This window comes from Gleimia europaea ACS-120-V-Col10b (assembly GCF_000411155.1).
Taxonomy (GTDB): domain Bacteria; phylum Actinomycetota; class Actinomycetes; order Actinomycetales; family Actinomycetaceae; genus Gleimia; species Gleimia europaea_B.
This window is the reverse complement of the sequence record NZ_KE150266.1, coordinates 859,657-882,938: the sequence shown is the minus strand read 5'-3', so window position 1 is coordinate 882,938 and position 23,282 is coordinate 859,657. Positions and strand designations below refer to the sequence as shown.

General features: G+C 54.3%; 18 protein-coding genes and 3 tRNA genes. 16 read left to right on the top strand and 5 right to left on the bottom strand.

Annotated features, from left to right (window positions below; genetic code table 11):
* The first annotated feature begins 15 nt into the window (after window positions 1–15).
* The 8 genes from HMPREF9238_RS04055 (at window position 16) to HMPREF9238_RS04020 (ending at window position 5,742) form a co-directional block, all read left to right on the top strand.
* Window positions 16–1,446: an FAD-dependent oxidoreductase gene (locus tag HMPREF9238_RS04055; RefSeq protein ID WP_016444175.1), complete on the top strand. Its 1,431-nt coding sequence runs from the start codon at window positions 16–18 to the stop codon at window positions 1,444–1,446.
* Window positions 1,447–1,590: 144 nt separating this feature from the next.
* Window positions 1,591–2,448 carry a zinc metalloprotease HtpX gene (gene htpX, locus HMPREF9238_RS04050; protein WP_016444174.1) on the top strand — a complete coding sequence of 286 codons (858 nt, stop codon included), beginning with the start codon at window positions 1,591–1,593 and terminating at the stop codon, window positions 2,446–2,448.
* 136 nt (window positions 2,449–2,584) lie between these two features.
* Window positions 2,585–2,666 (top strand) — tRNA-Tyr (locus HMPREF9238_RS04045).
* An 81-nt stretch (window positions 2,667–2,747) separates the two neighbouring features.
* Window positions 2,748–2,820, top strand: a tRNA-Thr gene (locus tag HMPREF9238_RS04040).
* Window positions 2,821–2,858: 38 nt separating this feature from the next.
* Window positions 2,859–2,932, top strand: a tRNA-Met gene (locus HMPREF9238_RS04035).
* A gap of 49 nt (window positions 2,933–2,981) precedes the next feature.
* On the top strand, window positions 2,982–3,152 hold the full coding sequence (gene rpmG, locus HMPREF9238_RS04030; RefSeq protein WP_016444173.1) for a 50S ribosomal protein L33: 171 nt from the start codon (window positions 2,982–2,984) through the stop codon (window positions 3,150–3,152).
* A 104-nt stretch (window positions 3,153–3,256) separates the two neighbouring features.
* The gene (locus HMPREF9238_RS04025) at window positions 3,257–4,450 is read left to right on the top strand and encodes an MFS transporter (RefSeq protein WP_016444172.1); all 1,194 of its coding nucleotides are present in this window, start codon (window positions 3,257–3,259) and stop codon (window positions 4,448–4,450) included.
* 65 nt (window positions 4,451–4,515) lie between these two features.
* Window positions 4,516–5,742: a UDP-N-acetylmuramate dehydrogenase gene (locus HMPREF9238_RS04020; protein ID WP_016444171.1), complete on the top strand. Its 1,227-nt coding sequence runs from the start codon at window positions 4,516–4,518 to the stop codon at window positions 5,740–5,742.
* A gap of 83 nt (window positions 5,743–5,825) precedes the next feature.
* On the opposite strand, the gene HMPREF9238_RS08585 is transcribed toward HMPREF9238_RS04020, so the two are convergent.
* On the bottom strand, window positions 5,826–7,454 hold the full coding sequence (locus tag HMPREF9238_RS08585) for an alpha/beta hydrolase (RefSeq protein ID WP_016444170.1): 1,629 nt from the start codon (window positions 7,452–7,454) through the stop codon (window positions 5,826–5,828).
* 9 nt (window positions 7,455–7,463) lie between these two features.
* Window positions 7,464–8,528, bottom strand: coding sequence for an adenosine deaminase (locus tag HMPREF9238_RS04010; RefSeq protein WP_016444169.1), 1,065 nt, complete (start codon window positions 8,526–8,528; stop codon window positions 7,464–7,466).
* A 57-nt stretch (window positions 8,529–8,585) separates the two neighbouring features.
* On the opposite strand from HMPREF9238_RS04010, the gene HMPREF9238_RS04005 reads away from it, so the two are divergent.
* The 3 genes from HMPREF9238_RS04005 to HMPREF9238_RS03995 all read left to right on the top strand — a co-directional run bounded on the left by HMPREF9238_RS04005 (window position 8,586) and on the right by HMPREF9238_RS03995 (window position 11,915).
* A complete protein-coding gene (locus tag HMPREF9238_RS04005) occupies window positions 8,586–9,917 on the top strand; it encodes a phosphotransferase (RefSeq protein WP_016444168.1) in 1,332 nt (443 codons plus the stop codon).
* Window positions 9,918–10,083: 166 nt separating this feature from the next.
* On the top strand, window positions 10,084–11,022 hold the full coding sequence (locus HMPREF9238_RS04000; protein ID WP_016444167.1) for an ABC transporter permease: 939 nt from the start codon (window positions 10,084–10,086) through the stop codon (window positions 11,020–11,022).
* Window positions 11,019–11,915: an ABC transporter ATP-binding protein gene (locus HMPREF9238_RS03995; RefSeq protein ID WP_016444166.1), complete on the top strand. Its 897-nt coding sequence runs from the start codon at window positions 11,019–11,021 to the stop codon at window positions 11,913–11,915. Before HMPREF9238_RS04000 ends, HMPREF9238_RS03995 begins: the two co-directional genes overlap by 4 nt.
* A gap of 2 nt (window positions 11,916–11,917) precedes the next feature.
* Here HMPREF9238_RS03995 and HMPREF9238_RS03990 read toward each other — a convergent pair whose 3' ends face one another.
* On the bottom strand, window positions 11,918–12,982 hold the full coding sequence (locus HMPREF9238_RS03990; RefSeq protein WP_016444165.1) for an LCP family protein: 1,065 nt from the start codon (window positions 12,980–12,982) through the stop codon (window positions 11,918–11,920).
* A 251-nt stretch (window positions 12,983–13,233) separates the two neighbouring features.
* Between HMPREF9238_RS03990 and wecB the strand changes: the two genes are divergently transcribed.
* Both wecB and HMPREF9238_RS03975 read left to right on the top strand, forming a co-directional pair.
* Window positions 13,234–14,388 carry a non-hydrolyzing UDP-N-acetylglucosamine 2-epimerase gene (gene wecB, locus HMPREF9238_RS03985; RefSeq protein ID WP_040316695.1) on the top strand — a complete coding sequence of 385 codons (1,155 nt, stop codon included), beginning with the start codon at window positions 13,234–13,236 and terminating at the stop codon, window positions 14,386–14,388.
* 11 nt (window positions 14,389–14,399) lie between these two features.
* Window positions 14,400–15,647: a glycosyltransferase family 4 protein gene (locus HMPREF9238_RS03975; protein WP_016444163.1), complete on the top strand. Its 1,248-nt coding sequence runs from the start codon at window positions 14,400–14,402 to the stop codon at window positions 15,645–15,647.
* 37 nt (window positions 15,648–15,684) lie between these two features.
* On the opposite strand, the gene HMPREF9238_RS03970 is transcribed toward HMPREF9238_RS03975, so the two are convergent.
* Complete coding sequence (locus HMPREF9238_RS03970; RefSeq protein WP_016444162.1) at window positions 15,685–16,383, bottom strand: hypothetical protein; 699 nt, start codon at window positions 16,381–16,383, stop codon at window positions 15,685–15,687.
* A 284-nt stretch (window positions 16,384–16,667) separates the two neighbouring features.
* Between HMPREF9238_RS03970 and HMPREF9238_RS08580 the strand changes: the two genes are divergently transcribed.
* On the top strand, window positions 16,668–18,032 hold the full coding sequence (locus HMPREF9238_RS08580) for a glycosyltransferase family A protein (protein ID WP_156824382.1): 1,365 nt from the start codon (window positions 16,668–16,670) through the stop codon (window positions 18,030–18,032).
* Window position 18,033: 1 nt separating this feature from the next.
* Here HMPREF9238_RS08580 and HMPREF9238_RS03965 read toward each other — a convergent pair whose 3' ends face one another.
* Window positions 18,034–19,953 carry a glycosyltransferase family protein gene (locus HMPREF9238_RS03965; RefSeq protein ID WP_016444160.1) on the bottom strand — a complete coding sequence of 640 codons (1,920 nt, stop codon included), beginning with the start codon at window positions 19,951–19,953 and terminating at the stop codon, window positions 18,034–18,036.
* Between the two features lie 151 nt (window positions 19,954–20,104).
* Here HMPREF9238_RS03965 and wecC point away from each other — a divergent pair, with 151 nt between their 5' ends.
* On the top strand, window positions 20,105–21,349 hold the full coding sequence (wecC, locus tag HMPREF9238_RS03960; RefSeq protein ID WP_016444159.1) for a UDP-N-acetyl-D-mannosamine dehydrogenase: 1,245 nt from the start codon (window positions 20,105–20,107) through the stop codon (window positions 21,347–21,349).
* Window positions 21,350–21,379: 30 nt separating this feature from the next.
* Window positions 21,380–23,275, top strand: a complete 1,896-nt coding sequence (locus HMPREF9238_RS03955; RefSeq protein WP_016444158.1) for a glycosyltransferase family protein — start codon at window positions 21,380–21,382, stop codon at window positions 23,273–23,275.
* Window positions 23,276–23,282 lie beyond the last annotated feature (7 nt).

Below are 23,282 nucleotides of genomic sequence, written 5' to 3'. Positions count from 1 at the left end.
GATCGAGGGAAGTAAGTGAGCTCTGCGCGTCCACTAAATGTTGCGGTAATTGGAGCCGGCCCGGCGGGTATTTACGCGGCCGACATTTTGTCGAAGTCTGGTTTGGACGTGGCAATTGATTTATTCGAGCAGCTTCCCGCGCCTTACGGCCTGGTGCGTTACGGTGTTGCGCCAGATCACCCGCGTATCAAACAGATCATTGTGGCCCTGTACAAGATTTTGCAGCGTGGTGATATCCGCCTACTGGGTAACGTGCGCGTGGGCAGAGACATCACGGTTGCGGACTTGAACGAGCACTATGATGCGGTGATTTTTGCAACCGGTTCGGATCGCGATAAGCCGTTCAACATTCCGGGCGCGGATTTGCCGCAGGTGCATGGCGCGGCTGATTTTGTGTCCTGGTATGACTCCCATCCTGATCATCCGCGCCAGTGGCCGCTACAGGCCAAGGAGATCGCGGTGATTGGCGCCGGTAACGTAGCGCTGGATGTGGCCCGTGTCCTCGCAAAGCACGCGGATGACATGCTAACCACCGAGATCGCGCAGAACGTGTACGAGGGCCTGTCTACGAATCCGGTTACGGACGTGCACGTTTTTGGCAGGCGCGGTCCGGCGCAGATGAAGTTCACGCCGCTAGAGCTTCGTGAGTTGGGTAAGCAGCCGGACGTGGACGTGATTGTTTACGAGGAAGACTTCGATTTTGACGAGGGGTCACAGGAGGCTATCCGCGCGTCGAATCAGACGAAGCAGGTTGTGAAGACGCTGACCAACTACGCGATGGTGGAGGAGCATACGGCAAGCCGGCGGATTCATATCCACATGTTCCATTCGCCCAGTGAGATTGTGGCGGATGAGGATGGTAATGTCGCGGCGATTCGCACGGAGCGCACGAAGTTGAATGGTGACGGCACGGTTAGCGGCACGGGCGAGTTTATTGAAACCCCGGTGCAGGCGGTGTACCGCGCGGTTGGCTACTTCTCTAGCCCGATTGAGGGCGTGCCGTTTGATGACAATCGCGGCGTAATTCCAAACGAGTCTGGGCGTGTGGTTGACGAGGCGGGAGTGCCGATCACGGGGCTTTACACCACCGGTTGGGTAAAGCGCGGTCCGGTGGGTTTGATTGGCTCAACGAAGTCTGATGCGCAAGAGACGATTGCGATGCTGGTGGAGGACGCGCAGGCGGGTAAGTTGCACGCGACCTCTGAGGCCGTTGGGCACGATGCGATGATTAATCTCTTGAACGAGCGCGGCGTGCGTTACACCGAGTGGCACGGTTGGGAGCTTCTGGATGAGTACGAGCAGAAGCTTGGTGCAGACTTCGGTGAGGTCGTTGGTGGCCGTGGCCTGCGTGAGCGCGTGAAGGTGGTGTCGCGCGAGGCCATGATTCGCATCTCTAAGGGTGAAGACTTGGGCGAGACGGATTTGATTGGCCAGCCGGGCGAGTGACTCTGGAGTCGGTATGAGTGGTGGGGCGGTGACATTGGTTGTCGCCCCACCACTCATCTAACGGGTTATTCGGCAGTTTTATAGCAATCTTTAAGCATTCGCGTTTAATGTAAGTCTTAAGATTCGTCATGTTTGAGGTTAGGCATGAATAGAAACGGTTTGAAAACGGCTGTTTTGTTGACGGCCATGTGGGCGTTGGTAGTACTGATTGGCTGGGCCATTTCTCGGGGTACGGGAAATAGTTCCTGGCTGCTCGCTGCGATTGTGTTCGGGTTTGGCATGAATCTGTACACGTATTGGAATTCGGACAAGCTGGCGCTTAGGTCTATGAACGCGCAGCCGGTGACGCCGCAGGAGGCCCCCAAGCTGTACGCGATGGTAGAGGAGTTGTCGGCGCGGGCAGGACAGCCGCAGCCGAGGCTCTACATTGCGCCCACGGCTACTCCAAATGCGTTCGCTACGGGACGGAATCCGCAGAACGCGGCGGTTTGTTGCACCAGCGGCATTATGCAGCTATTGGATGACAGGGAGCTTAGGGCGGTGCTTGGGCATGAGCTTAGCCACGTGTATAACCGCGATATTTTGACTTCGACAATAGCGGCGGGTATGGCGCAGGTGATTACATCGCTCGCTCAGTTTGCGTTCTTCTTTGGGGGAGGTCGCAATAATGAGGGTGGAAATCCGATTGCGGGTTTGCTGATGATTCTTTTGGCTCCGTTTGCGGCCACGATGTTGCAGTTGGGGGTTTCACGCACGCGCGAGTTTGATGCGGATCATGATGGTGCGGAACTTTCGGGGGATCCGTTGGCGCTGGCTTCGGCGCTTCGTAAGTTGGAGCGCGGCAACACCATGTCGCCCCTGCAGCCGTCGCCATCGCGGGAAACTACCGCTGCGATGATGATCGCCAACCCGTTTAGGGGAGCTAGCTTGCGCAGTTTGTACTCCACGCACCCGCCGATGGAGCAGCGCATTGAGCGCCTTGAGCGAATGGCGGGATATTAGGTTTTCGAGGTGCGGTTGGCACATGTGTAGGACATGCATCACTAACCTCAGTTTCCAGCCTGAATGAATTGGCGTTTTGTGGTTCAGGTTTGATAGTCTTCATTGGCGTCGCCAAGCAGTGAATGTTTGCGACAATGGCGGAGTGCCCGAGCGGCCAAAGGGAGCTGACTGTAAATCAGCCGCGTTATGCTTCGGGGGTTCAAATCCCTCCTCCGCCACAAGCCGAAAGGCTGTGTGACGATTAACTCGGTTCTGCGGGTTGCCTCGGCGGCTCTGATTCGAGTAAAGTTGCACGCGTTGCCCCGATAGCTCAGTCGGCAGAGCATCTCCATGGTAAGGAGAAGGTCAAGGGTTCGATTCCCTTTCGGGGCTCTGTTTGTGGGCACAGGTAGTGTCGGCAAACCCCAAGCGGCGGGGTAGCTCAGTTGGTGAGAGCGCACGACTCATAATCGTGAGGTCGCGGGTTCGAGCCCCGCCCCCGCTACCGGCTCATCCTCAGTGAGGAAACGCCGAGCAGATTGAAAGGAAAAGGGATGGCTAGCAAGGCTTCTGACGTTCGCCCTAAGATTACTCTGGCCTGCTCGGAGTGCAAGGAGCGCAACTACATTACGAAGAAGAACCGTCGTAACACGCCGGATCGTCTCGAGCTTATGAAGTACTGTCCGCGTTGCCGCTCATCTAAGTTGCACCGCGAAACTCGCTAAGTTCGGGTTTGAGAGCCCCCAGTTTTTGGGGGCTCTTTTGTTTTGCGCGAACGCGTGTTATTGCTAGGCGAGCTGTAATATCGGGTTAAGAGAAGGGGGACACTGTGGAGATTCCGAGGCCGGATTCACCTGTTTACAGGCGCGCGTCGTACGCGACGGCGATGACTTTCTTCTTTTCTGGGTTCACTTTGGCCTCGTTTCTTTCGCGTATCCCATCTATTCGCGACGCGTTTTCGCTGGATCCGGCAACGCTTGGCAATGTTCTTTTGATAGATTCGCTGGGTTCGGTTATTGCGCTTCCAGCTACCGGTCCGGTGGCGGGTCGTTTTGGTCCGCGCGTAACTATGTGGTCAGGCTTTTCCCTGTGGTGCGTTGGCATGGCGGCAGTGATCGCAACTTTAGATCAGGGCAGTGCGATGCTACTTGCAGTTTCGCTGTTTGTAGCGAATATGGGCACGTCTATGGCGAATACCACGATGAATATCGCGGCCGGGTACGTGGAGGTGCTTTCGCGTAGGCGGGTGATGCCCTGGTATCACGCATCCTATTCTATAGGTACGGTGACGGCCGCACTGGCAGGTGTGCTTATGGCCTACTTGCACGTGGGAGTGAAAGCGCACCTCCTTGGCGTGATAGCAGCGACTGTGGTCGTCATGTTTTTAACGGGATTACTATATGTACCGCAGTGGATTGTGGCGTCGATTTCAACGGATGAGTCGGGGGCGTCAAACACAAAGCGAACAAAGGCTGCGTGGCGGGAAAAGCGCACGGTTTTGATCGGCGTGATGGTTATTGGAACGGGTCTGATGGAGGGCGCGGCAAACGATTGGATTCCACTGGCCATTGTTGATGGTTTCGATGTTTCTCACGCGCTGGGGACGGCGGCGCTTGCGTTCTTCTTGGCGGTGCTAACTGCAACTCGTTTGCTAACGCCGCGCATGCAGCGCAGGTGGAGCCCGCGTCCTATGCTCCAGGTGTTCCTCGCGATTGCGGTGGCGGGTTTGCTCTTGTTCGCCCTGTCTCCGTGGCCGTGGTTGGCTTTGTTGGGTATAACCGGTTGGGGCATTGGTGCTTCGCTGGGGTTCCCCACGGCGGCCTCGGCACTATCAACGGATCCGAAGATGACGGCAGCACGCATTTCGGTATTGTCCACGATCGGTTACGGGGCGTTTTTGGTTGGCCCGCCGGTGATTGGTCATATTGCGCAGTTAGTGGGGTACCGTAGCGCTCTCGGGTTCGTGGTGCTTCCAGTGCTGTTGTCCCTGTATTTGGCTCGTTATATTGATGAAGACGCGTAGGAGACGGGCCGTTCGGCTCGGCTTTGTTTGCGTTGTGCCCGCGAGTGGGCGCAAGAGAGGTCGATATGGATACCTGTAGTTTTTTCCCCCGCACTGAAAATCCCAGCCCGGTAACGCCGGTGCAGTCAAACCGCCAGTATGACGAGGGGTCGAAACGCCTGGCTGATTGGACCACGCTGGGGGTGGGCGGTGAGGCTCAGAGTCTGATCGTTGCGCGTAGCGAGGACGAGATTGTAGAGGCCGTGCGCGCTGCGGATGAGGCTGGCAAGCCGGTGCTGATGCTGGGTGGCGGTTCGAATCTGCTGGTGGCGGATGAGCCATTCGCGGGCGTCGTGGTGCGCGATGGCCGATCCGGTTACACGCTGGTGCACGATTCGGGTTGCGGTGGCGCTGTGGTGCGCGTGGATGCGGGCATGGCGTGGGATGAGTTTGTTGCGGCTGCGGTGGAGAATGACTGGTCAGGCTTGGAAGCCCTGTCTGGTATTCCCGGAACTGTGGGTGCATCTCCGGTGCAGAACGTGGGGGCGTATGGCAAGGAGGTTGCGGATACGATCGCGGCGATCCGCGTCTATGACCGGTTGGAAAAGCGTCGCAAGACGCTGGCGTTAGCGGATTTAGAGTTTGGCTACCGCACGTCGGTGTTGAAGCGTTCGACGTTTGATCCGTCCTTATCGCAGGGGCGTTTGTGGGGGCCAACGGGCCGCTGGATTGTGCTGTGGGTGGAGTTCCAGTTCACGCACGCGTCGCTGTCTTTGCCGATTGGCTATGGGCAGTTGGCGCAAAGCCTTGGCGTGCAGGTTGGTGAGCGCGCGGATCAGCGGGATGTGCGCGCGGCGGTGTTGGAGCTGCGTCGCGGCAAGTCAATGGTTCTCGATGACGAGAATCGCAATACGTGGTCAACGGGTTCGTTCTTCACTAACCCGATTATTTCCGAGGATGCCGCTAAGCAATTGCCGCCGGACGCTCCGGTGTTCCCAGTTCGCAAGGTTGCTCCTGCGGGCACTGTGCCAGACGGGGATAGTGTCGAGGAGGGCGTGGTTAAAGTATCGGCCGCCTGGTTGATTAACCATTCGGGTTTTGATCGCGGGTTTAAGTTGGAAGCGGATTCGGAGGCGGCGCTTTCTTCGGATCATGTTTTGGCGATCTCGAATACGGGGTCGGCTTCGCTGGAGGATGTGGCTCGCCTCGCTGCGGCGGTGCGTGATGGGGTGTGGGAAAAGTGGCAGATTGAGTTGGTGCCCGAACCTGTTCGCGTGGGCTGGGATCTGCCGCCGCTACCGGCCACCAAGTAGCGTTTTGCAGTGAGCCTGAGAGAGTCGGCGCGGCAGAGCCTCGTAAAAAGCGTGTGCCTATAAGCCGCGTGCTTGAACAACGGTTACGCGCGCGGCTTGTGCCGCTCCATTTCGGCTACGAGCACGCGCAGAGCGGCGGGCGCGGTGAGCAGGTTGTTGTGACCGTAGACGTTGGCGGTGACTACGCGCGCGCCGGGGAGCCACGATCCGTTGGGCACCTGCTGATCCCAGCGGGCTTGAATTGAGGTGATGCGCGGGTTGACGCGGATGTCTTCGTACTGGGTTCGCAGGCTGAGCGCATCGGTACGCATGTCGGCAACCCGTAGCAGTTTGGGCGCGTAGTTAGCCAGCGGCGAGCCCGCGTAGGGAGTTCCCAGCGTGACCATGGCGCGGATGCGCCACCCCTGCGGTCCGGTCATGGCGGTTTTGCCAATGAGTCCGCCCTTGGAGTGCGCGAACAGTACAACGTCTTGAAGATTTTGGTCGGCGAGGTATTTTTCTAGCCTGCGCGCAAACAGTGGGATGGGCCCGTTTAGGTGATCGAGGGCGGTCACAAAGTGTACGTCCCAGCCGGCGCTGTGGAGGGCGTGGCCGGCTAGGTGCAGGTGTTCACTGGTTTCAACGATGCCGGGAATGCCAATACAGACGGACCCGCCCGCGAAGCGCATGGATGCAGCGGGCTCGCCGGCAAGGCCGGCGCGAATAAGCGCAGCACGTAGAGCCTGAACGCCAGAGCGCGCGTAGTCAGTGAGGGCGATAACCGTGGCACGCCGAAGGGGCGGTGTGGTTACCGAGTTTTCGCGCAACTGCTCCCACACTCCGCTTCCGGTTTCAGGCGTGCGAGCGGCACTCGCGGCGGTCTCAGCAAGCTGTTTGACGCGCTCCTGCCCGGCTACGTTCCCCGCTTCTGCCCTTGGCGAAGCTTTTGCAGGCGGCTCTTGGGATAGGGTGATGAGAGCGTGAGCAACTTCGTCAGCGTGCGCAACAATAACGGAGTGCGCGCCATCCTTGACCTCAAAAATCGGGGCGTCCAGGCCAGTGCCGCTCGCGGCAGCGAGGCGGAGGTCTTCTAGCCAGGTGCGCGGCGCTACGGCGTCGTGCTCCCCGCGCATGAGGTAGGTGCGGGCGCGCGCGTCGGCTAGGCGCACTCCGATGGGGTAGGCAACCATTTGCGGCAGGGTTTCCATGAACCAGGCGAGGCCGGAGCGCAGGTATGCGCCCACGGCGAATCGGCTGACTGCAAAAGGCTCAAAGATGGAGGACTGTGCAAACCGCAATCCGGCTTGCACAAATGTGCGCTCTAAAGCGTTGATGGGCGGGCCGATCAGGAGGATGCGGTTGATCCACTCCGGGTCGCGCGCCGCCATTTCGGTGACTACTTGCGCGCCCATCGAATGTCCAAGCATAACGGGATTTTTAACGCCTTCAAATCGCATGATCTTGTGCGTAGCGGCGGCAAATCCGGCGATGGACAGTGGGTGGGGTGGGCGCGTGGTGTCACCAAATCCCGGTAGGTCGAGCGTAATCACGTCGCCGTGTTCAACCAGGCGTTGCGCTAGCGGCACGAAGTATTCGGATGAGACGCCGATGCCGTGGACGAGGACGAACGTGGGCGCGCCCTCGTCAATGAAGTCGCGGCAAAATCGGTGTACGCGCATGAGCATTCCGTCGCCGATGGAAACGAGGGAGTTTGTAACGGTGTAATCGCTCAACGTGCCTCCTCAGCAACGGCGGGTATTGTCCGCTCCAGCCCCGCGCGTTGCAACGTCGTCTGGCCCGTGTAGCCACTGGTCGATCTCACGCTTCCAGCGGGCCTTGTTGGTGGACGAGGCTAGCGATGCCTCGATTGAGGAGCGCGCCAGGGAGGCAAGTTCGGCGTCGCTGAATCCGGCAGAGCGCGCGAACTCGTATTGGTCTAGCAGGCGGGAGCGAAATAGAAGCGGGTCGTCGGCCCCGAGAGCAATGGTGGCGCCGGCGTCAAACATGGTGCGCAGGGGAACTTCGTCGAGGTTTTGGAATACCCCGAGTGACACGTTGGACGCGGGGCACACTTCGAATGCGATGTTTTCGTCGATGAGACGGGCGAGTAGCTCCGGATCTTCGTAGGCGCGCACGCCGTGTCCAAGCCGCTGGGGTTTGAGATGGGCAACTACGTCGCGCACGTGCGTGGGGCCAAGTAGCTCACCCGCGTGGGGCACGCCTTCAAGACCGCCATGTCGCGCGATACGAAACGCCGCCGAAAATTGGGAGGTGTCTCCCGCAGTTTCGTCGTTGGATAACCCGAACGCGATTACTTCGCCGGGTTGATCGCCGGCGTATTGGACGGCGAGGCGAGCAAGGGTACGTGCGTCCAGGGGGTGGCGGATGCGTGAGGCTGCAACGATCACTCCGATGTCCACGCCGGTGTCGTGGCTGGCGGTTTTGGCTTCGTCAAGAATGATTTCGAGGGCTGGGGTAAGGCCGCCAACCCATGGGGCGTAGGAGGTGGGATCAACCTGGATTTCGAGTCGGCGGGAGCCTTCGGCAGCGTCGTCTTCAGCGGCCTCGCGGATGATGCGGCGCATGACTTCTTCGGTGCGCACGAGCGCTCTAGCGGAGTCGTAGGAGCGTTGGAACCTGAACCACCCGCGCGCGTTTGCGGGCACGCGCATGGGGTCGTTCTCCAGCAGGTGGTGGGGCAAGCGAATACGCATTTGCTGCGCAAGTTGGACCATAGTTGCGGGCCGCATCGCACCGGTGAAGTGCAGGTGCAGGTGGGCTTTGGGGAGGGCAGCTAGGTCTTTCATGCCTAAAGTCTTCCACGAAACACAACGATTTACCCACCTGTGTGATGGGATTGGATTGTGATTTCGCATCGGAGACTGATCGAATTCATGGCCGGCGATGGCGCGCAGGAGCTGATCGGCGCGGCTTTGCGTTCGGCGCCCGCGTTGCCGCTTACCGAGGCCGCTTATGGTTTGCGGTATTTAACGGATTACGAGGTCGCCTCGTGGCAGGTGGTTTCAACCCATGCGCGCCCCAATGCGGGTGCCTCCATCGTGTTCGAGGTGCGTTTGGCAAGCGCCTCACGCGCGATGACGGTTTGGACGGTGGCGTCAACGGAGCGGGTGCCTCGCGGAGCGGCCGCGTCGCTGCGGGTGGATCCACGAATCCTCGCCGTCGAGGCGGATCAGGAGCCGGCGCAGATCAGCGTGTGGACATTGCCGCGAGATCCGCAGTTGCCGGGCCTTGAATGGGCCAGCAACAGCGCGAAAGTGGGCGCGTTTACAGGCATTACCGAGCCGCGTTTGACGAGGGTGGTTTACCGCCCCACCCGCAGGGCGATGGTGCGCGTCAGTGATGGAGCCCAGGTGCGCGCGTGGGCAAAGGTGTTGCGGCCGGGTTTGGAACAGCCGCTCTTGCAGGCAATTTCTACCCTGGAGGGATCTAGCTTCCCGTTCGCACCCGTGCTAGGTGCGCCTAGCGAGGGCGTGATTGTACAAGCGCACGGGCGCGGCGCGCCGCTTGCGAATCTGATTTCGCAAAAGCCCCTGCAGGCAGCGCGCATGTTTGGGCAGATTAGAGAGGTCTTGGACGCTCTCCCACCTGCGGTTGCGGATTTGCCACGCCAAAAGTCATGGACGGACAGGCGGCGCCACCATGCGAAAGCGATTGGGCAGTCAATACCAGATTTGGAGGCACCCGCCGCGCGTTTGGTGGAGCAAATCGATTCGATGTTGACTCCAAATCCGCAGCTGGTTCCCGCGCACGGTGATTTTTTCGAGGCGAACCTATTGACCGCAGACGGACGCATTTCTACGGTGTTGGATTTAGATTCGCTGGGGCCAGGAACGCGCGCGGACGATTATGCCTGCCTGTTAGCGCACGTGTCGGTGTTGCCCTTCCTTTCTCCAAACTCGTGGGTGTATGCGTCTGCAACCGAACCGTGGCGAACCCGCTTAGACCAGTTCTTGCCAGGCCGGCGTTGCCGCTCCTACCCCGAGTCAGAAACTGTGCTTGAAGCGTGGCGCATCAGCGCACAGCGAGAGGTTCCAGCTACCGACCTATACGCCCGGTGCGCGGCGGTCACGTTGTCGCTCGTAGCCTCGTCCTCGCTACGTTTTGGCGAGGCCGAGGCACGAGCGCGCTTCAAGAGAGCACAATGGTGGGCCGATCTTGGCAGTTACGGCGATTAGTTGTGTTTCACTGTCAGCGATGTCTAACATTTGCGGTGCTGCGTCCAGAATCCTCGTTTGGTTATGGTAAATGCCACATAGATCCGCGATCGAACGTTTTCGTTCGCCTCGGGTAAACTGAGAAGAACTGAGCTTCGTATGGGTCCCACATATTGAGGAATTTGTATTGTCCGAGAGCACGTCAGATACGCCTAATGAGCTTCCGAAACGAGCTGCTACCAAAACGGATAACCAGCCAATAACAAATCTTGTTCCAGCGAGATATGACGTTAGCGATTTCGTCCGTCTAAGTATGCGGCCAACCTTGTCCTCCTATGTTGCGCAGGTGTGGAAGCGGCGCCATTTCACGCTCATGGAAAGTCGAGCGCGGGCATTTGGATCAATCAAGGATACGGCCCTTGGGCAAGCTTGGCTCATCATCGAACCTTTTTTGAACTCCGCGATCTATTACTTCATTTTTGCGGTTCTCTTGAGTTTTGACCGTGGTATGGACAACTTTGTTGGGTACCTCGTGGTCGGACTCATTTCCTTCAACGTACTGGCGCAATCACTTAATGCCACGTCTGCTATTGAAGGATCAGGTCGTAATCTCGTTCGCACATTCCAGTTCCCAAAGTTTTCCTTGGTGCTGTCGTATGTAATGCGGATATATATAGATTTTATTCCGACGTTCTTGGCAATGCTTATTTTCATCGTGGCGGTGCCGCCGCACTCTATGCCAATGCTTGGTTGGCTACTGGTGCCGGTGGTTTATCTTCTTGCCGTCCCAATGTGCGTAGGCATCGCTTCTATTACCGCAACGTTTGCAACGCTGGTTCCTGATATCCGGTTTGTGATCGGATTGTTTAGTCGCCTCTGGTTTTATGCCTCGGGAATCTTCTGGTCAATTGAAATGTTCTCTGACAAGCCGGTTATGCAAGATATTATGCGTTTGAATCCCGCTTGGACCTACCTTGAGATTTTACGAACGCTCTTGTTGCGGGGAGAGGTTCCCCCTCTCAGCTTGTGGATATATTTCGGGGTTTGGTCCATTGGACTAGCGGTATTCGGTTTCCTATTCATCTGGCGCAATGAGATTAATATGAGTAAGGCTCTGGAACGATGAAGGCCGATAAAACTATTTCTATGGTGGTTGACGGTGTTTCAGTTGAATACTTGTCAACCTCTTCTGATCCGAATGAGCGATCTAAGGCAACACTGGGACAAAGAGTTATTGCCACTGCGCTTGGTCGTGCACCGAAAGTAAAAGTGAACGCAGTTCGGGATGTTTCGTTCGCTGCATTTGAGGGGGATTTTATTGGTTTGATGGGGGCAAACGGAGCCGGAAAATCGACGTTGTTGCGGGTTCTGGCCGGAAGCGAACCCCCCTCCACAGGAACTGTGTTAGCAAAGACCAAGCCTTCGCTGCTAAGTATTAATGGCGCATTGATGCCCGAGTTATCCGGAGTGGAAAACGCTGTATTGGGGCTTCTTGCACTTGGTTTTAGTCCTGCGGAAGCTAGGCAGAGAATCCCGGATATAGAAGAGTTTTGTTCTATCGGGGATGCTATCTACAGGCCAATGAAGACCTATTCTTCGGGTATGGGCGCTCGTCTCCGATTCGCTATCGCAACGTCTGCGCGCCCAGAGATCCTCCTGATTGATGAGGCTCTTTCCACGGGTGACTCGACTTTTCAAGCAAAGTCAGAGGAACGCATGCAAGCGATGCTTTCGAATGCGGGAACTATCTTCTTGGTGTCGCACTCGGTAGGTGTCATCAAGCGTATGTGTAATCGTGTGATCTGGTTGCATGAAGGCGAAGTTGTTGCTGATGGCGATGTAGAAGCAATTTCCTCCCACTACCAGAATTGGTCTGCGGCAATCAGTAAGACTGATCGTGACGCCGCAAACGCGATTATGAATGAGGCTAGTGATGCCTATCCAGCGACGAGAATAACAAAGTCAGATACAGCGCTTCGGCGCGCAGATAAGCATCAGCCGCGTCATCAAAAAGCATGATTTTAGCGGACTTCACCCGAATTCAAAGTCTCGAGTGAGTCTGAGTTATTCTTGATGAAATCTTCCGCACGATCTTCGGCGAAGGCTTGGGCTAGTAGGCCGAAGTTAGCTTCATCTAACACTACGATTGATTGCCCGTCCGCAGAAGTTGCGGTGCCATTGTTGGGAGCCGTTAGGAAATTGAAATCTGCGTTTTGAAGCGCTTTGAAGTCTGTACCTAAATCAAGGATCGTGCTTAGGCTGAACGCTTCATCAACAGCCACATATGGACTTACGGTGTTGTAAAGGCTTAAGAGGTTTGCTGGGTTTGAGAGAGTTTCGCGTGTCAATACTTTGTCCGCAACTGTTTTCATCCATAGTTGTTGGCGTCGAACCCTGTCGAAATCACCGCCCGGGAGGTTCTTCCGTTCCCGTACAAAAGCAAGAGCTGCTTCTCCATCGTAAGTTTGTGTGCCTTCTGTGCTTGTAGTCATGGTTACGCCACCTAGTGCGTCGGTTAGAGCAGAGAATGAGGTGAAATCAACCACGGCTACGTGATCTATGGGGATTCCGGTTAGTTGCTCTACAGTGGCGATGGTGAGGGTAGGGCCCCCGTAAGAGAAGGCTGCGTTGATTTTTTGTTTACCGTATCCGGGAATGTCTACCCAAGAATCACGAGGGATGGAAATGACATTAACTGATTCGCGATCGCCGGCAATTTGAAGAATCATGAATGCATCTGTACGTTGCGCACCCTTGACCCACTGACTTGGATCTCCGGCCGATATGCGAGAGTCAGTTCCCAGCATAAGGAAATTAATCGGCTTGCTCGTGTCCGATTCAGGGTGTGATGGACGGGGTTCACCGTTGTTCACCTCGGTGACGCCCTGGAATGGATCGCCGAGGGTGCGGATATCGTCTAATTTGGCGCTTAACCAGGCGGCGCTCCCAACTAGACCGCCAAAAAGTACTCCAAAAATAAGAACCACAACTAACAGTGCGCGCCGCGTGCGTTTACGCTCTTGTGGCGGAACGTAAACAACTTCGTGCTGCTGATTGTGGTTTGAAGATGTGTCACGAGGAGTCATGGATATCCAATCTTGGGTTGCCAAACCGTGCGCTCAGATTAGTTACACAACATTTTGCCAGTATGCAACATTTGTTACGCAACATCGTGATTGTATGCAATCCGTTTTGGTATAGTCGGGCTTACGCTTATAGCCGATTTTCACATTATAAGTGAGGAATAGTGGCGATTTCGGGCATGCTTGATTTTAATTGAGCTCAGCATGGTATGACATTCTTGCGCTCTATCGCAATGGACCCATTGGAGTGGACAATGAGAAAAGTGATGGTTGTCTATGGCACAAGGCCGGAAGGCGTTAAAGTTGCGCCTGTAATTCAGGCATTGAAAGAGTCAAAGGTTCTCTCGCCGATTGTTTTATCGACCGGTCAACACAAGGACATGTTGGAGCAGGTCAACAACCACTTCGGAATCACACCCGATGTCGAGCTGGATATCTTTGAGCCCGGTCAAAGTCTCAACCAGATCGCCGCTAAGATTTTTTCAAAGCTAGATCCCGTGTTGGCAGAATATGAGCCGAACGCGCTATTGGTGCAGGGGGACACTAGCACCGTCACAGCCGCTTCGATGGCCGCGTTCTATCGAAAGATTCCGGTTGTTCACCTGGAAGCGGGTTTGCGTTCTGGAGATATATTTTCACCTTTCCCGGAGGAAGCTAACCGGAAGCTGACTTCTCAGATAACATCGCTCCATCTTGCTCCTACGGCCGGATCTAAACAGAACCTGCTTGATGAGGGAGTTCCCGAGGCATCTATTGCTGTGACCGGTAACACGGTAATTGACGCACTGCTTTACACGCTGAAACAGGATATAGAGGTAACCAAATCAGAATTGGCGTATGCGTTGAACTCTGGCAAGCGCATTCTTCTAGTGACATCGCACCGGCGTGAAAACCTTGGTGATCCGATGCGCGATATTGCTGCCGCGCTGCAGACATTGGCGCAAAAGTATCCGGATGACTTGATTGTCTTCCCCATCCACAGCAATCCAAAAGTACGCGAAACCTTCCTGCCATTTTTGCAGGATTTGGAGAACGTACTCTTAATGGATCCGCTTGATTATCCCGAGTTTGCTCTGGCCATGAAGGCCGCCCACATAATCCTGACCGATTCTGGCGGTGTGCAGGAAGAGGCTCCTGCCCTTGGAAAGCCAGTTCTGGTCATGAGGGAAAGTACCGAACGTCCAGAGGCGGTTGCAGCTGGCACTGTGTCTCTAATCGGAACTGACATGGATCGCATTGTCGCAGAGGTTTCACGCCTAAAGGAGGACGCGGAAACTTACGCCAAGATGGCAAATGCAGTCAATCCCTACGGCGACGGAGGCGCTGCAAAACGAAGCGCTGCAGCGATTGAGCAGTTGTTGGGTGTCGGTGTGAGGTTACCGGACTTCGTTCCATCATCTGAAAATTAGGGACGTTCCTGGTGCGTGTTCTCTTCATTACCCAGCAATGGGAGCCTGAGCACGGTGTTCCGCAAAGACGTGGCCGATGGATGGCTGATACTTTGATGTCTCGGGGGCACCAAGTGACAGTGGTTGCTCCTCCTCCTCATTACTCGGAAGGGCGTCTACTGTCGTCGTTGCCAGAAGACCAGGCTGGGGCGGTGTCAGTATCGCAAAAGGGAGAAACAATTTATCGAGCCCATTTTCGTCCGCACGATACGCGGATATCCACGCGGGTAGTCGATCAGGCTGTGGTGGCAATATCATCGTTGGCGACGGGAATTCGAGCCGCTAGAGACACTCATCCAGACATTATTTTGACAACTTCGCCACCCCTGCCTGCTACGTTCACAGCGTTTGTGGTTGCGCGCGTAGTTCGTAGGCCGTTCGTGGTGGATCTTCGCGACGTGTGGCCGGAGTTAACTCGATTTGTTATTAGCGCTGATCCATCGTCATCTCATGTGCGTGCGGTGCTGAAAAGAATTGCGCATCCTGCTTTTCTCTTCGCCGGATCGATATTCGGATACCTGTTGTCGCAATCGGATGGGGTTTTAACTACTTCGCAATCCCACGCGCAGGCGATCAGAAACAGGTACGGAGTTCGCACCTCCACGTTATTCAACGATATTTTAGTAGCCCTTCCCAAGAATGTTCCACCGCGCAATGACTCTTCAGCCCGCGATATACACGTGTTGTACACGGGAAACATCGGGCGCGCTCAAGGGCTAGAAAATGCGATTGAGGCAGCTAAGCGGGCCAGGCAACATGGAACAAACGTAGTGTTGCGCCTAATTGGGCAAGGGGCGCATCTTCCACGGATAAAAAAGCTGGCTGCGGGGCTACCCTATATTGAATTTGTGCCTCTAAGTGAGGAATCAACTCTGCAGGAGCATTACGCATGGGCGGACACGATTTTGGTGCACCTGAAGGATTGGCCTCCACTTGAAAAGACGATACCTTCCAAGTTGTTCACGGCCATAGGATCCGGCTTGCACGTGTGTCTGGCGGCTAATGGAGAAAGCACCGAAATCATGCGCCGATCACGGGTGGGCGACTGTGTGCCGGCGATGGATCCGGACGCGCTTGCGCAGCTCTGGCGTGAGTTGGCTGATAACCGTGAGCGGCTTGACGTCTCAGACCGGGGAATAAATTGGTTACGCGAAACTGTGGTTGCAGCGAAGCCGGATGAGATTTTCATCGACTTTTTAGAACAAGCTATAAGAAATTAGGCCGCCACGGAGCTCTCGATGCAGTAGGGTTTGTCGGTTAAGGAACCTCGTCGCCGTAGGGAGGCTCGGGCGGAGCAGGGGTGTCCGGTTGTGGAGGCGACGGCTCATGAGGCGGTTCGGGTTGTTCCTCAGGTGGGGCTGGAGCGGGAGGTGCCGGTTGCGGATACACGTTCCCAGGTGAAGCTGGTGCCGGTGCTTCAGGCTGTTGCGGAGCAGGAACAAACTGGTCTTGCGCCTCCTCTTCTTCTGGGATGTATGCTTCTTCGTCAGAGTCGTTATCAGCTTCTGTTTCGGTCTCCGAGGGCTTCTCGCTGGGCTCAGTCACGCTGGGGGCTGTCTTTTCTGCTTCCCGTAGAGCTTTGAGAGCGTTCTCAATAAGTTCTCGGGCTCGCTTCGCCTGTTTGGTATTCTCAACTACTTTCTGGCGACTCCGCTTATACGTCGAGCGAGGAGATTCTTTCTCAACAGGAGTGGTCTGTTGAATGTTTTTGGCGTCTTTCAGGACATTCGCAAGATTTTTACATTCTTGGAGCACTATTTTCTGAGATGAGCACTTCGCCAGGCTTTTCTCGGCAACCTTGATTTGATCTGAAAGGGCATTGAATTGCCCGGTTTCTTCGGCTACCGCCTTTTCGTACGAGTTAACGACTGGCCCATAGGCGTTGCTGTGGTAACCGTATATTCCAATCCCAACCAGGATAGCTAATCCCGATAGAACTGCTACGATACGTTTCAAGATAGCGCCACTCCCACTTTATACATATTGCAAAACTGACTTCTTTTGCCTGGGCAACCAGATGTAGAATACGTTTTGTTGCGAGATTCTATATGAAAACTGTTACCCTAGTTTACAAGATTCGCCGCGCCTGGCAGTACTCGCGTGCAGGTATTGGCGGAGCCACAAGAGAGTATTTGCGGCGTCAGCGTCTTGCTCGCCGAGGGAAAGAACCCCGAAAAGTTGCCGGTAGAGTATTCCCGCAGTGGCCTGTGCCACAACCGTTGGATCCACTGCCTACACGAGTGGCGGTGATTGCTAGTTCATCTATAGAGATGGGCTTCTCATATGAATGGCAGCAAGTGCCTTTGAGCATTACCAAGTGGCAATCCGAGTTAGACGATTCCTTGGATCTACTCTTGGTGACAAGTTCGGCTGTGTCAATGAGGATATGGGAAGATGTGCCGGCAATTCTCGCTCGATGCACGCAGTTAAGTCTTCCAAGTGTGTTGTGGTTGGACGATTCGACAGTCAGCATTGATGAAAAACTGCGTACCCAATTTACGGCAGTAGTAAACCTTCCTCCAGCTGTTCAGCCCATGGTACATAACCCGCGTGTGATAACAGTTAACGGCAAAACGTTGAAGCGAAAGAATGCGACCCCCATTAAGAAGATAGAAGGGTTGCCGTGCAAGGAACAACTTAGTGCCTATCGCATGTACAAGTATTTCGTTGACTCAACCGAACAAGCGGGTGGCAGCCCCTCGCGACGCCACATGGAAATCAACGCCTGTGACGGTCTCGTGTGTGAGTCCCCGGCTCCTGATGGCAATAATGACATCGACCGAATGCGGCAGGCTTACGTGGCCAGACAGAACTATTGGCTTTCTAATACCTATCGGCACAGGGCTAACGAAATCATTAAGGCGCTTGGAAACCAGAACGCGCAGCATAGTCAGATTTCTGTTGCTCCCATGGTAAGTACAGTTCGTCCCGAACAATTGGTACACGTCATCGAGTACTTGGCAGCGCAACGTGGAGTCGATCTTCAGCCAATAATCTCAACACATGGTTTTGAAGCTCCGGAATCGGTCAGAAATCTAGCGAGGGATCTAAACTTGGAGATCATCTGGCTTGAGCAAGATAGTCACTTATCGTTGGGCAGTATTTACAATCAAATGATTGCGCGAGCTGATGCTTCATACATTGCAAAAATGGATGACGATGACTTTTATGATGCTACGTACCTTCTCGACTCGGTTTTAGCGCACCGGTATTCCGAAGCGCAGATAGTTGGTAAACGATCTACGTTTGTTTATCTGGAATCGCTAGACAGTACGCTTCTATGTTTTGAAGCGGATGAGAATAAGTTTGTGCATGAGGTTGCAGGACCAACGTTGCTGTGCAGCAGAGATTTCGCTGACGAAATTAAGTTTGCAGATATCTCAACGGGGGAGGACGGTGATTTCCTCAGAAGAGCTTCGCAAAAGGGGGCCGCAATTTATGCAGGCTCTAGATTCGGGTTCGTGAGGGCGCGATCCAGCACAAGTCATACTTGGGCGGTGGACAATTCTGTATTTACAGCAAATGGTAGGCAAATACACGCGGGTGGGCCAAGCAAACTGGAGTTGCCGGGGCATTTCGGCGTATTAGGATCGCTCTCTCAATAGATCAGAGTTTCGGCACTTCCAAGGGGAACTCTGTCTCATTCGGAAGTCCCCAATGGGAGATGCGTCCGGTAGCTATCACCTCTTCGCTTGGTATCGCCCACGTATGTGTCGCCTTTTGCGCCTGTCTCATCTGGGTAAAGCCGAATCGCTGAGCCGAATAAATGGTGCCGCCATTTTGGGTTATGCGACGGAGGAAGTCGGAGTCTTCGCCTTCGGTTATATCTGCGAAGCGGACCTGTTTCATAATGTTGGCCGACCCAAGGATTGTAGGGCCGGAAACGAACTGAGTGAATCGGTTTTCCCATTTGGGGAAACGTAAGACAGTTAGATTCTTATCCGCCAGATACATGTAATGTGCGTGCTTTCCTACCACGTCAGCGCGTGAATATCTTGCTGCAAGTAATGAGTCGAAAAGATAGTTTGAACTATAAATGTCGTCGTCATCAATCTTGGCAATGTAGTCCCCGTCCGCTCGGTCGATGAGCCGGTTATAGCACGCTCCCAAAGAAAGCTCTGTATCTAGGGGAACCCACTGGATTTCAAGGTTATGATCGCGGGCATAGGCTTGATCTTCGCTGGTGGCAACAAACCCATGTGTGCCGATAAGTGCTTGCATTTCTACATTGCGTTGCCGGGCGAGTGTGTCTAATACATGTCGGATTTGACCGGGACGGTTTGTAGAGATCATCGCGGTGGCACGTGGAGGGCAGTAGGCAGCGTCCTCCATGCCGATATCTCGCAAAATCTGGTCGACTCGATGGGTATAGGTGTGTTTGTGCCAGATTTCTTGCTGGGCCAGGTATGCCATTCGGTCTGCTAAATCTGGATTCGTAGCCAGGGATCGAACAGTAAACTCTGCCTGAGTTGGAGTGTTTATTTGAGCGACCATGTCTGTCGTGAAGAAATTAGTGGTCGCGGGTGTTGGTGTGGAGATTATGGGAGTTCCACAGGCAGGCAACTCAAATAATCTCATTGAGCTCATTGTCGGACTGTCTACAACCGAGTTCACGTTGATGAATGCGCGATATGCGCGGTAGGCGGAAAGCGTCTGAGGGTAGGTGAGTGAGCCGCGAATATTTGGTCGAAATTCTTTTGGAAAACGATAGAGTTTTCCGCCTCCCATATCTCGGGCAAAAATATCTAGACCATACTTGAGGCGTTCCCCGGCTTTTATCGCTCCGGACAGGAGTGTTTCTAATTGAGCTTGACGTTCGGGGTATTTGTTTCCGTAATACGCTCCTGCAAAGGCAACATCGCGTTTTTCGGCTACCTCGAAACCATCCATTAACGCCATCGGATTGTGGATTGCCACTTGAGCGGCAAACGGCAATACTCCCACATTCTTATGACCGAGGTCTTTCATATAACTTGGAACGCGATTGGCATCTGTTGTGTATACCCAGTCGAATAGTCTTGCTGTTTCAATGGCGTCATCATAATGGGGTGGATCTTCGCGATTCCAAAATACAGTTGGGATACCGGCCGATTGGCAGTAGCGGACAAGCCTTACGAGTTCTTCGCTGGGAGCGCTTTTGCCTAAAATCTGGTATTGCCAGGGTTCGCTCGCCTCCATTTGCCAAGCAGAGTCGACGAACAAGAAATCAATTTTGGTGGAATCTAGTTCGGACTTCCATTTGCTTGGCGTGAGGTAAACCGCGTTCCATTCGTATTCGTATGCGCGGCGGGAGAACTCATCCGCGATTACACCGACAGTTAGTTCATGGGTTGGGCGATTCGCGGGAGGGATTGGCCAGTTTTGGAATTTTAGAGAGGTCGGTGCAAAGTAGTTTCGTACTCTGCTTGCGCTGGGGATATTTATCCCTTTTCCACGCAGGTATCTGCGTGCGCCAGACAGACCCTGGTTTCGAAGGCTCCAGGCTGCTTTTTTCACAAAAACAATCTGCGATTGGAATGCGCCCATGATACCTGTCTCCTTAATGATTTATTGTTGATCTGCTAACTTAATCGCGTTATCGATACCATACAAATTTGACTTCCTGAGAGCATGTCAATGCGGTATATATGATGCTAGATCTTGATAATACAAATACGATACGGAGACTTGAGCTTTTATGAAAAAAGAAATCGCCGTTGTAGGCCTGGGTTACATTGGTCTTCCTACTGCCGTGGTACTAGCCAACAGTAACTGGAAAGTAACGGGGGTTGACGTGTCTGATCGCACGATTGATTATGTGCGAGCGGGGAAGCTACCGTTTGTGGAAGAAGGGCTCGAAGTGGCCTTGGCGGCAGCAGTTGAATCGGGTGACTTGACCGCGCAGAAAGAAATGCCCCAAGTTGAGGTTTACATCGTTTCAGTCCCGTCGCCACTTGATGAGAATAACCGGTTGGACGCCACTGCGATCGACGCTGCGACCGACGCGATTATCCCGAAGTTGCGTGGCGGGGAGCTCTTGATTCTTGAGTCCACGGTTCCACCGGGCACTACGAATCGTATGGAAGAGCGTGTGTTCGCTGCGCGACCGGAACTGCGTGATCCGAAGGGAAACGGTGAGCCGGGAATCTTATTCGCTCACGCTCCCGAGCGAGTGCTACCTGGTCGCATTATCATCGAAATGCGAACTAACGACAGGATTATCGGCGGGACAACGCCTGAAGCTACAGAGAGGGCGGCTGAGGTGTACCGCTCTTGTTGTACCGGCGAGATTCTTCTTACCGACGCGCGCACAGCGGAAATGAGTAAGCTGGCGGAGAACGCGTACCGGGATGTGAATATTGCTTACGCCAACGAGTTGAGCCTGATTTGTGACGAGCAAGGCATCGACGTTTGGGAATTGATTGAGATTGCCAACCGTCATCCACGGGTTAATATTCTTCAGCCCGGGCCCGGTGTCGGAGGACACTGTATCGCGGTTGACCCCTGGTTTATCGTGGCTGCTACCCCGACGGCGAAGCTGATTAAACAGGCTCGTGAGATTAACGACGCGAAGCCAGATTGGGTCATCTCTAAGATTGACGAAGCAGTTAAGAGCAGAGGCGGTTCTGCCACCATTGGTTTGCTAGGACTCGCGTTCAAACCCAATATTGACGATCTGCGAGAATCTCCTGCTCTGGATATCGCAACTCGCGTGGCTGCTGAACATCCTGAAGCACGAATTATGGCGGTGGAACCAAATATCGACAGCCTTCCGCGCCAACTTCAGGAGTATGCAAACGTCGAGTTCGCCGAAGCGAAGCAGGTGATTGATGAGGCAGACGTCCTGGTGCTCTTAGTGTCTCACCGCGAGTTTGCAAGCTTTGATCTGGCGGCGTCTGCAGACAAGACGTTGATTGATACCACGGGCTTGTGGCGGAAATAAGGTGAGCTTCGTCTAGAGCGTTAGCAAGCTATGACAAGAAATAGTGGGGAAATGCTCGCCCAAAAAATCCAATATGCCAGACGAGCATTTTGGCATTTTCGATTCGCAGGGTGGGCAGGGTTGCGGCGTTTTCGAGCTGAGAATGGTGCTGGAGTAGACCGTAGCCAGGGGCACCTTGACGGTGCGGCGGCGAACTGGCAGCAGTTTAGTAGGGGTTTCGACCTGCCGGTAACAGAACCTCGCCGTGCAATGCGTGTCGGTACGATCTTGGATCCGTTTTCCGAATTGGCATTTGGTTACGAGTGGCAGCAGATTCCGTTGCGACCTAGTGACTGGCGTGATCACTATGAGAGCTTAGACCTTCTATTTGTGGAGTCTGCTTGGCATGGGAACTCGGATGCGTGGCAATATCAGCTGACGGGTAGTTCCGCGCCCTCTGAAGCCCTGCGAGAGCTTGTGGCTGCCTGCAAAGAGCTCGGTATTCCCACCGTATTTTGGAATAAGGAAGATCCGTATCACTTCGACGACTTCATCGACACCGCAAAAATATTTGATTGGGTGTTTACCACCGAGCGGGATCTGATTGAGCGTTACAAAAAGGTGCTCAAACATGACCGTGTGGGGGCCCTCCTATTTGGAGCGCAACCGGTTATTCACAACCCTGGTAGTCGCTCAACTAAACCAGGGGATGTATGTTTTGCGGGAACTTATTTCAATCACAAGTTCCCGGAACGTGCCGAACAAATTAACATGCTGCTAGAAGGCACGCTTAAATCGATAACGCCCGGCTCGGGAAGTTTAGACATCTATTCAAGATTTCAGGATGTCGGTTCCGAATATCGGTTCCCCGAAGAGTATCAACCGTATGTAAAAGGCGAGTTGACGTATGAACAGATGCTTCGTGCGTACAGGTCGTACAACTGTTTTCTGAATGTTAATTCTATTCCGAATAGCACGACGATGTTTTCTCGGCGGGTTTTCGAGGTTCTGGCCTGCGGCACGCCGGTCATTTCCGCGTCGAGCCCAGCGTTAGAAGGCGTCTTTGGAAATGGAGTTGTTCAGGTAGCAGATAGCGATGAGGCGGCTAACTGGATAAAAGCTCTACGGATGTCTCCGGATTTGCGTGACGAATTGGCTTATGAGGCGCGCATGAAAATTCTTTTGGGACATACTTATTCTCATCGCGTTGATGAAATCTTGAAACGAGTCGGCCTGAATAATCACGTGGTTGGAAAACCTCGAGTATCGATTATGGCAGCCACAAATAGGCCAAACCAGATTCCGCACCTGCTGAAACAAGTAGGAAAGCAGGTTGGAGTCGAGGTACAACTGCTAGTAGCTACGCATGGTTTCGAAGCCACTCCGGAGCATAAGAACCTGGCTAACGATCTGGCCTTGAACGCGCAGTGGTTTTATCAGGATGAGACTATTAGTTTAGGTAGCATCTACAATTTTCTGATCGCGCGAGCGGATTATCCTATTGTGGCTAAATTCGATGATGACGACGATTATGAGCCGTTTTACTTGTTAGAACAGGCTGATGCTATTGATTCGATGGCAGCGGATGTGTGCGGGAAGAAAAGCCACTTTGTCACGTTGTATCTCAATGGTGTCAGGCGTTCGGTAATTACCTATCCGGGGCAGGAGCACTTTTTCACTGGCTTCGTATCTGGCCCTACTATCGTGGCTAGGCGTGAGACCATGTTGAATATCGGTTTCGAGGATGTCGGCTCGGGTGAAGACACGGCATTCCTTAAGGCAGTATCGGATTCGGGGGGTAAGATTTGGGCCACTGGCCGATACGGTTTTACACAGAATCGGTTAGGGAGTTCTCATACATGGAAGGCGAACTCGGTGGAGATCCTGCGCCATTCAAGGCTTATAGGTAGCCCCGATGTCTCTACCGCAATTTCCGGATTTAACTAGAAAGATG

Bases quoted from the DNA above. Each gene is read 5' to 3' on its own strand.
- htpX (WP_016444174.1), top strand. From the start codon at position 1,591: ATGAATAGAAACGGTTTGAAAACGGCTGTTTTGTTGACGGCCATGTGG.
- rpmG (WP_016444173.1), top strand. From the start codon at position 2,982: ATGGCTAGCAAGGCTTCTGACGTTCGCCCTAAGATTACTCTGGCCTGC.
- HMPREF9238_RS04020 (WP_016444171.1), top strand. From the start codon at position 4,516: ATGGATACCTGTAGTTTTTTCCCCCGCACTGAAAATCCCAGCCCGGTA.
- HMPREF9238_RS04010 (WP_016444169.1), bottom strand. From the start codon at position 8,528: ATGAAAGACCTAGCTGCCCTCCCCAAAGCCCACCTGCACCTGCACTTC.
- HMPREF9238_RS03995 (WP_016444166.1), top strand. From the start codon at position 11,019: ATGAAGGCCGATAAAACTATTTCTATGGTGGTTGACGGTGTTTCAGTT.
- HMPREF9238_RS03990 (WP_016444165.1), bottom strand. From the start codon at position 12,982: ATGACTCCTCGTGACACATCTTCAAACCACAATCAGCAGCACGAAGTT.
- wecB (WP_040316695.1), top strand. From the start codon at position 13,234: ATGAGAAAAGTGATGGTTGTCTATGGCACAAGGCCGGAAGGCGTTAAA.
- HMPREF9238_RS03965 (WP_016444160.1), bottom strand. From the start codon at position 19,953: ATGGGCGCATTCCAATCGCAGATTGTTTTTGTGAAAAAAGCAGCCTGG.
- wecC (WP_016444159.1), top strand. From the start codon at position 20,105: ATGAAAAAAGAAATCGCCGTTGTAGGCCTGGGTTACATTGGTCTTCCT.
- HMPREF9238_RS03955 (WP_016444158.1), top strand. From the start codon at position 21,380: ATGACAAGAAATAGTGGGGAAATGCTCGCCCAAAAAATCCAATATGCC.